The organism is Paenibacillus sp. FSL H7-0716, from assembly GCF_038002705.1.
GTDB lineage: Bacteria > Bacillota > Bacilli > Paenibacillales > Paenibacillaceae > Paenibacillus_AQ > Paenibacillus_AQ odorifer.
This window is the reverse complement of the sequence record NZ_JBBODA010000003.1, coordinates 277,124-290,811: the sequence shown is the minus strand read 5'-3', so window position 1 is coordinate 290,811 and position 13,688 is coordinate 277,124. Positions and strand designations below refer to the sequence as shown.

The window sequence follows — 13,688 nt, the reverse complement described above, 5'->3', positions numbered from 1 at the left end:
GTAACTTATGTGAATTATTTCACCTTTTATACAGCTTTGTGTTAAAAGGAAGAAATGAAATAGATTCAAGATATTTTTTATTGAAAATCGAGCATGCAAAAGCATGAGAGGGGGGATGAGTTCTTATGAAGAGAGAAGTTATGCTTCATAAGAAGAGAAGGGGCATCGTACGAAAAAGGTTTGGTTAACAAAAAGCTACATATCACTGGGGTTTGGTAAAGGAGAATTTTCATTGAAAAAACTAATTTCTTTAACGGTTAGCGCGGCTATATTGTTAGCGCCGTTTGCTTACACACTTAATGTGCCTGCTGTAAACTTGAAGGTGGATGCAGTATCGGCAGCCTCCGAAGAAGCGGAAGCACCGGCAGCAAAACCAACGGCAAAACCAACAGCAACGCCAAAGCCAACGGCAAAACCAACAGCAACGGCAAAACCAGTAGCAACACCAAAGCCAACGGCAAAACCAACAGCAACGCCAAAGCCAACGGCAAAACCAACAGCAACACCAAAGGCAACAGCCAAACCAGCAGCAACCCCAAAAGCTACAGCAGCACCCGTAGCAACCCCAAAAGCAACCGCTGCACCGGCAGCGACAGTAGTACCAGCGGAAACTGTTAAGCCTGTAGCTACAGCAAAGCCTGTTACAGTTAATGAAAACGTATACCAGGATGGAGTTTACGTAGCTTATGGCGATGCATACTCCAAAGGCACGGAAGGTGCCAAGATCGAAATTAAAGATGGAAAAATTACTAGCATTGAGCTTTTGAGAACCAGTCCTAAGCTGATTGATAGAGATGCTCGTAACAATTATAGTGCTTTATGGCAAGCTTATGGATTGATGAAGGATAGATTGCTTGGCAAAACAAGAGATGGAGCAGCGGCAGTTGATGCTGTTTCGGGAGCTACCCGCTCCAGTAATGGCTGGAAATTGTCTGTAGATAGAGCGTTTGAAAGAGCTCTAACAGTGAAAGATACAAATGCCGTTTACTTTGACGGAGTTCATATGGGCGTAGATCCTACAGGTAAATATTCTGTATTTGCGACCTACGAATCCAACAAGCTCACAGATGTTAAAGTGTATCCTATGAACAGCGCTGGCGATTTCATTGAGGAGAAAGCTTACACAGCTGAGCAAGCGGCAGCAGTTGCAGCTATAGCTCCAGCCTTGCTGGCCAAAGGAACAGAGGCACAGCCTGTTGCAGGTCTTGAAGCTGACTTTAAAGCAGCAATTAACGCTTTCTGGGATGCTGAGCAGAATGCAATAATCAACAATACATCTGCTTATGTAGACGGATTCTATTCCTCTTATGGTACGGCAAGAAGTGTTGGCGTTGAAAGAGCCGACATCGTGATTCGCAACGGTAAGTTGGTTGATGTGAAGCTGTTTAGACTTGGCAACAACCTGATTGACAGAGGTGCAACAGCTTATGCGGAAGTAGTAAAAGCAAATGCCCCTATGACAGCTAAGCTGCTAGCGAATGGTTCATATATCGCTAACTATGATGAAAAGGTTGACGGAATTTCCGGAGCTACGGAAAGTAGTCACAGCTGGAACCAAGCTGTAGAAAGAGCATTTGAGAAAGCGCTGAAGGTTCCTGCTGAAGGTCAATATTTTGACGGCAAATTTGCCGGAGTAGATAACCAATCTAAAGTGCTGCTGCTAGTTGATGTTGATGCAGATGCGGTAACAGGCATTAAAGTAAGTCTGTTTGGAGCTGACGGCAAGCTGATTGCTGACGATAAACTGAGTGCAGAACAAAAAGGATGGGTAGCTACACTCACATCCGGGCTGTTAGAAAAAGGTGTACAAATGGCCGATATTACAGGCCAAGAAGCATTGTCGGCAGCAGCTAAAGCAGCACTGACAGATGCTTTGACCAATGCTTCCAAAGTCCAAGGAACCTATAAAGACGGAACCTTTACTGCATTTGGTGATGCTTATGATAAAGGAACGAACAGAGCAGACGTTACCCTGCGTAACGGCAAAATCGTAAATGTAGCCTTGTACCGTGTAGGAATGAACCTTGTAGATAGAGGGAACGCTGCTTACCCTGAGGTGGTAAAAGCAATTCCTCAGTTGACGGCTAGCTTCCTCGCAGCAGGTACTAGAGAAGGCGTGCAGGAAGTAGATGCTGTGTCCGGTGCAACCAGCAGCAGCGTGGCTTTAAAGACTGCGGTGGATAGAGCATACGGAAAAGCTGAGGTTGTAGAAGCTAATAAAGCGGCTTATTTCGATGGAATCTTCATTGGTGTAAGTGCCGATAAGCTTGTAAATGTTATGGTGAATGTAGAGTACGGTGTTCCTGTCAAAATGCTTGTTTATTATTTGGATAAAAACGGAAGTGTAAGAACAATCAATCAGTTAACGGACGCGGAGCTGGCAGTGAAAGGTGAAATCGAGTCGACATCGACCGGATATAGCCTGCACAAATATGGTTACCGTCCAGCAGTCTTCGGAAAAAATGATGCAGACAAAGAAATATCCGCTAAAGCGGTAGAAGCTATTAAATCAGCACTTGAATCGGCTGGTAAATAATTATCGTTTTATAATAAAAGGAGGATATTCCAGTGCCAGAATATGGCCGGGGAGTAGCCTCCTTTTTCAAATATTCTTGGCTTGTACATAAATATGAAAATAGATCGTATAGTGATTTAAAGGGATTTTGGAGGTGAGTGTCTAAAGTTTAATATAGAGAGCAGGCCGAAAGCCTGTTATTAATAGGAGGCTCCAACATGACACAAATTAAACAGCTCGCTCCACAAGATGAATTTGTTGGCTTTTATCTTTTAAGAGAGCTGGCAATTAAACAAACGAACGGCACTCCTCCAAAAGATTATTTTGACATCGTCCTGGGGGATTCCACTGGACAATTATCCGCGAAATATTGGGATGCCAGCACAACTGATAAAGAAACTTTTTTTCCTATGGCGCTTGTGAAGGTACGCGGGATTGCTCATACTTATCGTGAGAAATTACAAATAAAAATTACTAAAATCAGGTTGGTTAACGATGAGGATGGCGTTGCACTTACGGATTTCATCCGTTCTGCCCCAATTCGTCCAGTAGACCTTATTCATACGATTAAAGGGGTTATGGCAAGTATTTCGGATCCGGAAATTGCTTCAATTGTCTCTTTTTGTGTGGGTAAAGTGGAAGAGAAATTGATGCATTATCCGGCAGCCAAAACACATCATCATGCTTATTTTGCCGGACTTGCTTATCATATGGTGCGTATGCTGGAGATTGGTGATTTTCTGTGCAAGCAGCGTCCGTTCTTGAATCCAGATCTAATGAAGGCCGGGATCATTCTGCATGATATCGCGAAGCCGGAAGAGATGGTCTCCCAGCTTGGGATTGTCTCGGAATACAGCGTTCAGGGCAAATTAATTGGCCATATCTCGATGGCGTCTAATTGGATCACGGAAGCGGCTATCCGTTTAGATATTGATTTGAATTCGGAAAAGGTTATGGCGTTACAGCATCTCGTATTGTCACATCATAATCTGGGCGAATGGGGTAGTCCTGTTCAGCCACAGACAGCTGAGGCAGTCGCTCTGCATCATATCGATGCGATGGATGCGAAGCTGCAAATGGTGGAGGATGCTTTGGATACCACACCGGAGACCGAGGAATGGACACCGTTCATCAGAGGTCTAGAGAATAAGGCTGTGTATCGTTTGAAGATTTAAGTGATGTTCTGTAAAACCAAACCCCCAATCAGCAGAAAAGAGCTGGTTGGGGGTTTTTAATGTTCTTGATTATTTCGACAAAGTGGCGCGGCTGCTATAAATGGAGGGTTTATGTTTAGTGCCTTGTTTCTTAGCAGGCTTTTTCGCGCGAGTCGAAAATGGGGTATACCCGCCGGCAAACATCGTTCCGCTAGTATATCCTTGACTGGCAGAGAGCAATAGAGGATCATAGTGCTCCTCCTGCTCCATAAGTTTTACTAGAATTGCAGCGGCTGCGCGTGCGTCATCCAAGGCATCATGGTGCTTTAGCGTAATGCCGAAAAAATCGGAGACTACATTAAGTTTATGGGAGGGCAGGTCGGGCAGCATTTTTTTGCCTAATAAATAGGTACATAAGTATTGAAAGCTTGGGTAGCTCAGGGACATTCCATCGAGACAATAACGCAGGACGCTCATATCAAAAGCAGCATTATGCGCCACGACGATTTGTCCGTGTAGTAAAGGTTCAACGGTAGGCCACAGCTCTTGAAAAGTAGGTTGCCCGATTACCATTGATGGCGTGATGCCGTGTATCGAAATGTTCATGCCATCAAACCGCTGCTGCGGGTCAATTAGCCAAGAATGCTCTGCGGTTATATTTCCAGCTTTAACTTCCACAAGTCCCAAGGCACATGCGCTGGATCGACTGGAGTTCGCGGTCTCAAAGTCAATTGCTATAAAGTCCATTCATAAAGCTCCTTATCTATCATATATACGTTTCATATTAAAGTAGTAAAATGATAAATACAATCTAGTGAATCACAATGAGCTGTTCAGTAAAAATAAGGAGATGATAGAGTGCGGCTTATAAAGGGGCAAAAGGTGGATATTACGAAAGGGAGAAACGTGAACAAGCTTTTGCTGAAATTTGGGTGGATGACTGCTGATACTAGAATTGGCATAGACTCTGCTGCTTTTTTACTGTCAGAACAGAACCGTTGCGAACGCGATGAGAACTTTATCTTTTATGGTAATCCGTTGTCTATAGACGAAGCTGTAACTCATTCTGTCTTACAACTAGGGGATAAAGAAGCTATCGCCATTACGCTTTCTCGACTTCCTAAGGATATTACTAGAATAGCTTTAACTTTAACGATCTATGAAGGAGAAAAATTAGGACACTCTATGAAGCAAGTAACCTCTCCTTATCTACGCTTAGTGGATGCTGCTAGCGGTGAGGAGTTATTCGTTTTTGAGTATGGCTCTGACCTGTCGACGGAGACAGCTATTGTGGTTGGAGAGCTATATCGCTATGGTCCAGAGTGGAAATTCAGTGCGATTGGTAGTGGCTTTGAGGGAGGATTGGCTGCGTTATGTACAAACTATGGGCTCGTTATTGAAGAAGACGAAGGAAACCCTGAGGTAGCGGCCACAGCTGAGTTAACTCTGCCTTTAGAAACGATCCGTTATGAAGAGAAGAATGTACTGTCCTCTATTGATTTACGTAAAAAAATTGTTCAGATTACCTTAGAAAAAAAGAATCTGACAGGAGTCATTGCAAGGGTAGGCGTTGTCCTGGATATTACAGGATCTATGAGAAATCTCTATAATAATGGAACCGTTCAAGAAGTAGTTGAGCGTATATTAGCCGTTGCCTGTAAATTTGATGATAACCAATCGTTAGATGTGTGGGTGTACGATACGGAGTTTAGCCGGCTGCCACCTGTGACAGAGCAGGATTTAGGAAGATATGTATTTACGCATATTTTAAATAATCGTACCATTCATAAGTTTGGCCGCAATAATGAACCGCCAGTAATGGAGGATATCATTAAAAAATATACGGAGGAAGAACCCGATTCTACACCGGTATTTATCATATTTATTAACGATGGTGGTGTGGTGAAATCCACTAAAAATGTGATTATGGCTGCTTCGGTCCAACCGATTTTCTGGCAGTTTGTCGGAATCGGTAACTCGGATTTTGAAGTATTGAAGCAACTTGATACGATGAAGGGCCGTTTGGTGGATAACGCCAATTTTATTCATCTGGATCACATTGAAAAGGTGTCTGATGAAGATCTGTATGATCAGCTGCTGAATGAATTCCCCTTGTGGTTAAGCGCAGCGAAAGAAAAAAGAATCCTGCGAGCATAAAAATACATTACTGAGAATGAATAAGCCTGTGCGCTACAATAGGCCATAACCACCTATCTTAGGAGGTATTATGGCTTTTTATAGTTTCGCTATCTTGCTATTCTATTCAACAATCCGTACACTGCCAAATAGGTATTGTATATTAGGATTAGGGTCATCACTATCAGATACAGGAGGAAACACTTTGAGCAGCGTAATTACTAAGTTTTTTGATTATGGGCAAGAAGACATAGATTATCTCCGAAGTGTGGATCCAGTACTTGGCGCAGCTATGGCACGGATGGGCAGAGTGGAACGTGTAATTATACCGGATCTTTTTACTGCGCTTATCTATGCTATAGTAGGACAGCTTATTTCAGTAAAAGCGGTTCGGACCATTTGGAACAGAATGTTGGCTCAGTTCGGAGACATCACTCCGCAGCAGTTAGCCTTACATACGGCGGATGAAATTCAAAGCTGTGGGATGACGATGAAAAAGGCACTATGTATCCATGAGATTTCCAATTTGGCCGCTCAGGGTGATTTTAATCTGGAGGAATTGCCTGGGTTATCAGATCAAGAGGTTATACAAAAACTTATGACGTTAAAGGGCATTGGCAAGTGGACGGCAGAAATGATGTTAATCCATTCTATGGAACGACGGGATGTGGTCAGCTGGGGAGATATTGCGATTCGTCGGGGGATGATGAAGCTGTATGGACTTGATAAGCTTACCAAAGATCAATTTGAACAATACCGGCTGAACTATTCTCCTTCGGGTTCTGTGGCTTCAATATATTTATGGGAAATTTCTTTTGAATAATGGACGGCAAGGAGTACTACTATGGAAAAAACAATAAAAGAACAGCTATTCAGTTTGGCAGATGTGGACTACCAAAAGTTTTCTGCGGCCTTAATTCCGACGATAGATAATGTTATAGGCGTCAGGCTACCGGAACTGCGCAAGCTTGCTAAAATCATTGCAAAGGGTGATTGGAGAGCCTATTTGGAGCATGCCGAGACAGATTATTTTGAAGAAGTGATGCTGCAAGGTATGGTGCTGGGTTACGTGAAGACAGATCTTGAAGAAATCCTACGTTATATCGCTGACTTTATTCCCAGAATCGATAACTGGTCGGTATGCGATAGCTTTTGCACAGGCCTGAAGTTTACCGTAAAGAATAAAGAACGGGTATGGGAGTTTATAATGCCGTACTTATCATCAGATAAAGAATATGAGATCCGATTTGCTGTGGTAATGCTGCTTAATTTCTTTATTGAAGAAACGTATATCAGCCGGATTTTACGATTGCTCGATAAGGTCAGTCATGAAGGCTATTATGTAAAAATGGCGGTTTCTTGGGCGCTTTCGATTTGTTATGTGAAATTGCCAGAGCCTACGATGAGTTATTTGAGAAACAACAGCTTAGATGATTTCACTTACAACAAGGCTTTGCAGAAAATCACTGAGTCTTATCGCGTGGATCCGGAAACGAAAAAATGGATTCGCGGGATGAAAAGAAGTAAAAAACAAACCCCTTATTCAGCACAATAGCTGAGTAATAAGGGGCTTGTTGTCCTATTTATTTTTTCTCAGTGTTTACTTCAGTGTTGGTTTTACGGTTGCGGATTCGCTCGATTTCGATGTCAACGGCGCTACGCAGGTTAGGATCGATGGAAGGACTTATTCCTGTGCCTGTATTGAATTTATTTTTGGAGTTTTCCGCCAATGCTTCCCACTCGAAAATCTTCTCTTCCATACGTTCGAAGCCTTGTGAAGCTGATCCTACATTTAGACCTTTCGTAGAACTACGTGGAGCTGAGTGGAGTGTTTCTGTGGCTTGTTGAGCGCGAGCGATAAGCTCAGTTCTTTTCGCTTTGAGATGTTCACGCTCTTCTTTAGCTCTAGCGATATTGATCTCAAGCTCTGCCAGGGATTGCTTAGTTTGTACTTGGCTATTTATGGACTCTTCCAGCTGTTCCACGTACCGCAACTTGGCTATGAGTGCCAGGCGAGCTCTTTCTTCATTTCCTTGCTCAACTGCTTGAACGGCTTCGGCTTCACTTTGCTCTACTAACTGAGTGTATTCTTGCTTGCGGCGTTCCAACACACTGGCTGTTACTTGTAAATCACGCTCATTGCGTTCCGCCTTAGCAATATCATTTTCAAGATCACGTAAATACTGACCTGTCAGCAACACCGGGTTTTCTAATTTATTTAGACCTTCGTGTAGGGCTGCTTTAGTAATTGTGGAAATTCTTTTTAATAGACTCATGTTCTATCTCTCCTTTTTTATGGTTGGATTAGGGCTGGCTTGTATTAAACGACGATTAATTAATAGAAATCATGTCCATCTGAAAAGCTGTTAAAAGGTTCTTTAGGAACGATGATACTAGCGATGACGTAGAAGATAAGTACTGTTCCGAAGCTGAACAATGCTGCGGCAACAGCAACGAGACGGATTACTGTAGCATCAATACCAGACCAACGAGCAAGACCTCCGCACAAACCACTTATCTTCTGATCACTTTGGGAACGATATAATTTTTTCATTTATTGTTTTCTTCCTCTCGTATGGGTGTGATTATTATTGAATCCTGCAACCCGTTTGCTTATGTACTCATTCTAATGTCTTTTTGCATGTGAAAAAACGGCCTGGAGGCGGTTTTGTATACCAGACCTGAGTCGAGGTTCGTTCCCGCAGGAAGGCGGGGAAAGGGTGAGTAAATCGGTTATAGGGTACAAACCATGGACGAAGTTAGGTACAATAAAGAAAGGAATACTTCTGGCGGTGTCGAAATATGCTTATATATGACTACTACGGAATTGGGGGCTGAATATGAGTTTTTTTAACAAAGTAAAAGCAGGGGTAAGCGAGGCTGGGAATAAAGCAAAAACAGTGGTGGAGATTAACCGGTTGAAGCTGCAAAATAACGGTAAGCAAAATGATATTGACCAGCAGTATCAGGTCATGGGCAAACTGTTATTTGAAGCCGTAACTCAAGGTGCAGGACCACTGCCAAGTGAGCAAATCGAGACTAATATCAATCGTATTCTCGAATTGAAGGCGGAGATTGAGACGAACCTTCAGCAAATTGCTGAGTTGTCCGATGTAAAGCATTGTAAAGCATGCGGTGGGAATGTGGCGATTGAGGCGCGCTTTTGTCCAGCCTGTGGATCCACTTTTGAAGTGGCAAAAGAACCTGTCAGTGATGTAACTCCATCCTCGATTTCTTTGGATAAGAAGGAATAGATTTACTTCATACAAGAAACTTATGAACAAAGAGGCTGTCTCAAAAGTAGTGAACACTACTTTTGAGGCAGCTTCTTTTTTAGTAAAAAAGCTATAAGCGGATTCTTGCTTTAGCCAATAGACTATGGGCTACGCAGACAAAGTATTCTATGCCATTAGGTTGGGCGGCGAAATATTCATTTTGTGAGATACCTGTTGGGAGTGATATCGATTGGACGGTGCGATATGCAGTATGCGGGGGCCGTTTGTGTTGTCTGCGTTTTATGAGGGTGCGAAGTTGGGCCTAAGCGGGATTCGTAGCTACAATCTTAATTTCACTTGTCCATAATCTAGTGTCAGTTAAACCTTAGAAGCATGGCGTTTCTTAAATTGATACACAATTAGCAACATAAGCGGCAGAACAAATGCACAGGTGAAATCCCAATCTACCCAGTAGGCGGGGATCTCCTTTACATAGAAAATGATGTCTTTGGCAATCAGCTGTGACATTCCGAATAACAAAAATCCAGTGGGTATGATCAGAGGACGGTGGCTTTTGAGTTTAAATAATTGGGCTGTACCTAAGGTTAAAGCATAGTAATAAACTGCTGTTTTGAAGTACGTGCTGATAATCCATGCTGTAGCCATAAGCGCTTCAATACGTTGCAGAGAATTAGCAATATTAATTTTTTGAGCAAGAATATAAGCGGCATAAAATTGATGTTCAGAAGCGTAAACACCTAGAACGGTAAGGGAAAACAATAAGATGAGGTTAAGCCCCAGAGCTCCGATGATCAAGGCTATGAAAATATCCCGGCTTGTTTTGCTATTCTTCTGAGCATAAGGATATATCATTAGAAACACGCACAATTCGCCAAAAGGATAAAAAACACCATACATCAAAGTATGAAGCATGTCTGGTACTGGTGTGTTCAAGATGGGGTATAAACGTTCCATTTTGACATCGGGGGTCAGCAGGAGCAGCAGACCGATTAAAAAAACTGCAAATAAAGGGAAAAAAAGCTGAGCTGCCCGACCCAATGTTTCTAGGCCAAGTCGTACCCCATATACCAGCAGGAAAATAGCCATGAAACGAATAACCCCACCGGGTGTTTTCTCGTAAATCTGTGTACACATGAAATCTTCAATTTCTCTTATGTAGGTGGAGGCAGCAATCAGGAAGAACCCTAAATAGAATAGGGCCACAGCAGTTCCGACCCATTTTCCTAAAATTTGTAGGCTAAGCTCGATAATATTCTTGTTTGGTTCAATGTCTGCTAAACAGAGTAACAGTTTTATGGTCACTAGACCCAAGGGAATACTAATCAAAGCAGCAATCCATGCATCTTGTTTCGCTCCTGATATCATTAACGCCGGATACACAAGCGCCATATCCCCAATAAATGTGAATAGCCCGAGTATAATCATTTGATTGGTACTAATTCGATCTTTCTCCAAACTCATATACCCCCTCAAATTTATTGGACTAGTTTTAGTATGGTTGTAGTTACCAGAATTATGCCATCCCGATTTTTTAATCCGAAGGAATAATTATCATAATTAACATCAAACTATACTCATCTATCTATGGAGAAGTGGAGGCAGCATCATGAAAGACACGGAGATTGGTACATTATCAAGCCGGTTGGAAGTTAATATTGCTAATTTGTACCAATTGATGGGTGAAAGCTCTGATGTAGTGATAAAAGAGTTGCAGATAGAAGAAAACACTCATATTTCTTTGATTTACATAGATGGTCTTGTGGATACTCAGGTGCTGCATAATTCAATTTTGTATTCCTTGCAGGAACACATTCCTTACGAACAGCTGAGGGGGCTTTCTCCCGAGCAGAAGTTTGAGATGATTAAGAAACAGATATTAATAGCCGGCGATATAGCCGTCATTGACGATTACAGCCAATTTATTCATCATTTATTGTCCGGTAATATAATGCTGCTGCTTGACGGGTTATCCAGCGCCCTGCGGATCGGCTTACCAGGCTGGGAAGATCGTAATGTAGGGGAGCCTAGCTCACAGTCGGTTGTTCGGGGTCCAATGGAAGGATTCACTGAGAATTTACGGACGAATACGGCACTGGTTCGGCGAAAAATCAAAGACAGCCATTTATGGCTGGAAACTGTTCAGATCGGCAGAGTGACTCAAACCAGTGTATCGATTATGTATCTAAGCAACATCGCAAATAAAGAGTTGGTGCAAGAGGTAAAGCGCCGTCTGAATAAAATAGATACGGACAGTATTCTCGAGAGTGGATATATTGAAGAATTTATTCAAGAGACGGCAGTTACACCCTTTCCTACCGTATACAACAGTGATCGTCCAGATACGATTGCAGCGGGTATTTTGGAAGGAAAAGTGGCCATTCTTGTTGATGGAACTCCTTTTGTACTGTTGGTGCCCACATTTTTTGTAGCATTTTTTCAGTCAGCTGAGGATTATTACCAAAGGGCCGATATTGGAACATTGCTGAGATTAGTTCGTTTTATTTCGTTTTTTATTACTTTGCTTGCCCCTTCATTGTATGTTGCGATTACTACTTATCATCAGGAAATGATTCCAACCAATCTTGTAATTAGTTTAGCTGCCCAGCGGGAGAGTGTTCCTTTTCCTGCTTTTGTTGAGGCACTGATTATGGAAATGACTTATGAGATTTTGCGGGAAGCCGGGGTGCGGATACCGAAAAATATTGGTCAGGCGATTTCCATTGTCGGAACGTTGGTGATTGGGCAAGCAGCGGTAGCAGCGGGTTTTATTTCATCCGCAATGGTCATTATTGTATCGCTAACAGCCATTTCTAGTTTTGTTATTCCGGAGACAGGAATGTCTATAGCTGCGCGGATGATCCGTTTTGTGCTTATAGCTTTGGCCGGATTTATCGGATTATATGGAATTCTCTTCGGTATTTTCATCATCGTATTGCATTTGTCGAGTCTGCGCTCTTTCGGAATGCCTTATATGAGTCCGCTCGGACCGTATAATTCCAAAGATTTAAAAGACTCTATTTTTCGCTTTCCGTGGCCGTTTTTAAAGACAAGGCCTGCTGAGAATAAGACGCAGAACCTGTTTCGTCAAAGCACATCCAGTGATAAGGAACCAACAAAATGAATAAAAAATTAGTTAGAGGCGTTCTTCGATTAATGATAGCTCTCCAATTTACGTTAGTGCTAAGCGGCTGTTGGGAAAGAAATGAGCTGAATGAGATAGCTTTTGTCTTGGGGATAGGGATTGACAAGGCAGAAAAAGGATATACCGTTTCGATGCAGGTCGTTATTCCATCTGCGATTTCCTCCCAAACGAATGGAGGAGGGGGAGGCAGTGGAGTCCCAGTAGTTGTATATAAATTTACGGTACCTACGTTTTATGATGCGCTGCGTAAGCTGAATCTGGATAGCTCTAGGTCAAGTTATCTCGGTCATATCCGGGTGTTGGTGATTGGGGAGGAGCTTGCCCGCACCGGAGTGGGTGAGGTACTTGATGTATTTAAAAGAAGTCGGGAACCCCGGATGGATTTCTACGTTATGGTTGCCAGAGATACAACCGCCAGCAATGTCTTGAATGTCCTTACACCTATGGATAAATTACCAGCGAATAAATTATTTAGTTCCCTGGATAATTCTTATAAAGATTCAGCAAAAACAGTCGCTGTCACGCTGGATGATTTTATTGAAAATTTATTGTCTGAAGGCGAGAATCCTGTGCTAACCGGAGTGAAAATTATAGGAGATCCCAAAGATGGAGAGGACAAAAGCAATGTAGAGCGAACAATGCCTAAGGCAAGATTGGAATACCATACTGTAGCTGTGTTCAAAAAAGACAAGTTGATCGGTTGGCTTAACGAGGGAGAAACGATTGGTTACAATTATATCAACGATAAGGTAACCGCACATTCTGGCCCGATCGCAGGGGAAGACGGAAAGCCCATTGTAATCGAAGCGATCCAGGCTACAACTAAACGTAAAGTGAAAATCATTAATGGGGAGCCGCATATTTACCTTAGTGTTAAGACGCTTTGCAATATTGAAGAAGTGCAAAGTGTAGAAAATTTGGAATCGGAAAGCACTATCAAACGTTTGGAAAAGGAAACAGAGGAGCGGATTATAGAGCGGATGCAAAAAACTGTGGAGCATGTAAATGATCGTTTCAATGTTGATATTATGGGATTCGGACAATCGATCTACCATGCCAGCCCTAAAGCTTGGGCAAAGTTGCAGCAACAAAAGGGTGACGATTACCTTAAATCCTTGCCCATCCATTACAAAGCCTCAGCAGTTATTAACCGCGTGGGTCTAACAGATAATTCTTTTCTTGAAAAAATCAAGGAGTGAAGTCAAATGCTAGTACTGTTGTTTTTGGTGATTGCTGTAGGTTGTATGGCAATTGATTTGCCTAAATTAATGCGAAAGCGCCGAGTGCGTGATCTTAGCGTATATTTTATTTTTTGGATTTTGGGTCTTGGTGCGACCTTCTGCTCGTTGTTAAAATTGAACATCCCCAGTCCGCTGTTTCTTATTATTTTTATCTATAAGCCAATAAATAATTTATTTGGATTATTGTTTCATTAACAAAGAAGCTGCAATTATCGCGGCTTTTTTTGTTGTATCATCTAGAAGTTCGTTTCCTTAAACTTAAGA

13 protein-coding genes and 1 pseudogene are annotated in these 13,688 nt (G+C 42.4%); 10 read left to right on the top strand and 4 right to left on the bottom strand.

Features of this window, described 5'->3' with window-relative positions; translation table 11 throughout:
• The first annotated feature begins 232 nt into the window (after positions 1-232).
• Positions 233-2,536 (top strand): FMN-binding protein, encoded by a 2,304-nt coding sequence (locus MHH60_RS05970; protein ID WP_076136259.1) that lies wholly within the window; start codon positions 233-235, stop codon positions 2,534-2,536.
• A gap of 197 nt (positions 2,537-2,733) precedes the next feature.
• On the top strand, positions 2,734-3,690 hold the full coding sequence (locus tag MHH60_RS05965) for a 3'-5' exoribonuclease YhaM family protein (protein ID WP_036680004.1): 957 nt from the start codon (positions 2,734-2,736) through the stop codon (positions 3,688-3,690).
• Positions 3,691-3,759: 69 nt separating this feature from the next.
• Here the strand turns inward: MHH60_RS05965 and MHH60_RS05960 are convergent, their stop codons facing one another.
• Entirely contained in the window at positions 3,760-4,416 is a 657-nt protein-coding gene (locus tag MHH60_RS05960; RefSeq protein WP_036680002.1) for a 3'-5' exonuclease, read from the bottom strand.
• 111 nt (positions 4,417-4,527) lie between these two features.
• On the opposite strand from MHH60_RS05960, the pseudogene MHH60_RS33225 reads away from it, so the two are divergent.
• The 4 genes and pseudogenes from MHH60_RS33225 to MHH60_RS05945 form a co-directional block, all read left to right on the top strand.
• A pseudogene (locus MHH60_RS33225) lies at positions 4,528-5,043 on the top strand (TerD family protein); the annotation flags it as partial.
• Positions 5,044-5,154: 111 nt separating this feature from the next.
• Complete coding sequence (locus MHH60_RS33220; protein WP_256715159.1) at positions 5,155-5,826, top strand: vWA domain-containing protein; 672 nt, start codon at positions 5,155-5,157, stop codon at positions 5,824-5,826.
• Between the two features lie 184 nt (positions 5,827-6,010).
• Positions 6,011-6,628, top strand: coding sequence for a DNA-3-methyladenine glycosylase family protein (locus MHH60_RS05950; protein WP_076136263.1), 618 nt, complete (start codon positions 6,011-6,013; stop codon positions 6,626-6,628).
• Between the two features lie 21 nt (positions 6,629-6,649).
• Positions 6,650-7,360: a DNA alkylation repair protein gene (locus MHH60_RS05945; RefSeq protein ID WP_076136265.1), complete on the top strand. Its 711-nt coding sequence runs from the start codon at positions 6,650-6,652 to the stop codon at positions 7,358-7,360.
• A 28-nt stretch (positions 7,361-7,388) separates the two neighbouring features.
• On the opposite strand, the gene MHH60_RS05940 is transcribed toward MHH60_RS05945, so the two are convergent.
• Both MHH60_RS05940 and MHH60_RS05935 read right to left on the bottom strand, forming a co-directional pair.
• Entirely contained in the window at positions 7,389-8,081 is a 693-nt protein-coding gene (locus tag MHH60_RS05940) for a PspA/IM30 family protein (protein WP_076136267.1), read from the bottom strand.
• A gap of 59 nt (positions 8,082-8,140) precedes the next feature.
• Positions 8,141-8,359 carry a PspC domain-containing protein gene (locus MHH60_RS05935; protein WP_038569266.1) on the bottom strand — a complete coding sequence of 73 codons (219 nt, stop codon included), beginning with the start codon at positions 8,357-8,359 and terminating at the stop codon, positions 8,141-8,143.
• 286 nt (positions 8,360-8,645) lie between these two features.
• On the opposite strand from MHH60_RS05935, the gene MHH60_RS05930 reads away from it, so the two are divergent.
• On the top strand, positions 8,646-9,059 hold the full coding sequence (locus MHH60_RS05930; RefSeq protein WP_036679993.1) for a zinc ribbon domain-containing protein: 414 nt from the start codon (positions 8,646-8,648) through the stop codon (positions 9,057-9,059).
• A 339-nt stretch (positions 9,060-9,398) separates the two neighbouring features.
• On the opposite strand, the gene MHH60_RS05925 is transcribed toward MHH60_RS05930, so the two are convergent.
• Entirely contained in the window at positions 9,399-10,502 is a 1,104-nt protein-coding gene (locus MHH60_RS05925; protein ID WP_076136269.1) for a GerAB/ArcD/ProY family transporter, read from the bottom strand.
• 145 nt (positions 10,503-10,647) lie between these two features.
• Between MHH60_RS05925 and MHH60_RS05920 the strand changes: the two genes are divergently transcribed.
• From MHH60_RS05920 to MHH60_RS05910, 3 genes are read left to right on the top strand one after another with little or no spacing between them, the layout of a single operon-like run.
• Positions 10,648-12,162: a spore germination protein gene (locus MHH60_RS05920; protein WP_076125412.1), complete on the top strand. Its 1,515-nt coding sequence runs from the start codon at positions 10,648-10,650 to the stop codon at positions 12,160-12,162.
• The gene (locus MHH60_RS05915; protein ID WP_076136271.1) at positions 12,159-13,382 is read left to right on the top strand and encodes a Ger(x)C family spore germination protein; all 1,224 of its coding nucleotides are present in this window, start codon (positions 12,159-12,161) and stop codon (positions 13,380-13,382) included. The genes MHH60_RS05920 and MHH60_RS05915 overlap by 4 nt, the downstream gene beginning before the upstream one ends.
• Positions 13,383-13,388: 6 nt before the next feature.
• Complete coding sequence (locus MHH60_RS05910; RefSeq protein ID WP_076136273.1) at positions 13,389-13,619, top strand: hypothetical protein; 231 nt, start codon at positions 13,389-13,391, stop codon at positions 13,617-13,619.
• Positions 13,620-13,688: the final 69 nt, after the last annotated feature.

Bases quoted from the DNA above. Each gene is read 5' to 3' on its own strand.
- MHH60_RS05910 (WP_076136273.1), top strand. From the start codon at position 13,389: ATGCTAGTACTGTTGTTTTTGGTGATTGCTGTAGGTTGTATGGCAATT.
- MHH60_RS05915 (WP_076136271.1), top strand. From the start codon at position 12,159: ATGAATAAAAAATTAGTTAGAGGCGTTCTTCGATTAATGATAGCTCTC.
- MHH60_RS05940 (WP_076136267.1), bottom strand. From the start codon at position 8,081: ATGAGTCTATTAAAAAGAATTTCCACAATTACTAAAGCAGCCCTACAC.
- MHH60_RS05960 (WP_036680002.1), bottom strand. From the start codon at position 4,416: ATGGACTTTATAGCAATTGACTTTGAGACCGCGAACTCCAGTCGATCC.
- MHH60_RS05935 (WP_038569266.1), bottom strand. From the start codon at position 8,359: ATGAAAAAATTATATCGTTCCCAAAGTGATCAGAAGATAAGTGGTTTG.
- MHH60_RS05965 (WP_036680004.1), top strand. From the start codon at position 2,734: ATGACACAAATTAAACAGCTCGCTCCACAAGATGAATTTGTTGGCTTT.
- MHH60_RS05930 (WP_036679993.1), top strand. From the start codon at position 8,646: ATGAGTTTTTTTAACAAAGTAAAAGCAGGGGTAAGCGAGGCTGGGAAT.
- MHH60_RS05945 (WP_076136265.1), top strand. From the start codon at position 6,650: ATGGAAAAAACAATAAAAGAACAGCTATTCAGTTTGGCAGATGTGGAC.
- MHH60_RS05920 (WP_076125412.1), top strand. From the start codon at position 10,648: ATGAAAGACACGGAGATTGGTACATTATCAAGCCGGTTGGAAGTTAAT.
- MHH60_RS05925 (WP_076136269.1), bottom strand. From the start codon at position 10,502: ATGAGTTTGGAGAAAGATCGAATTAGTACCAATCAAATGATTATACTC.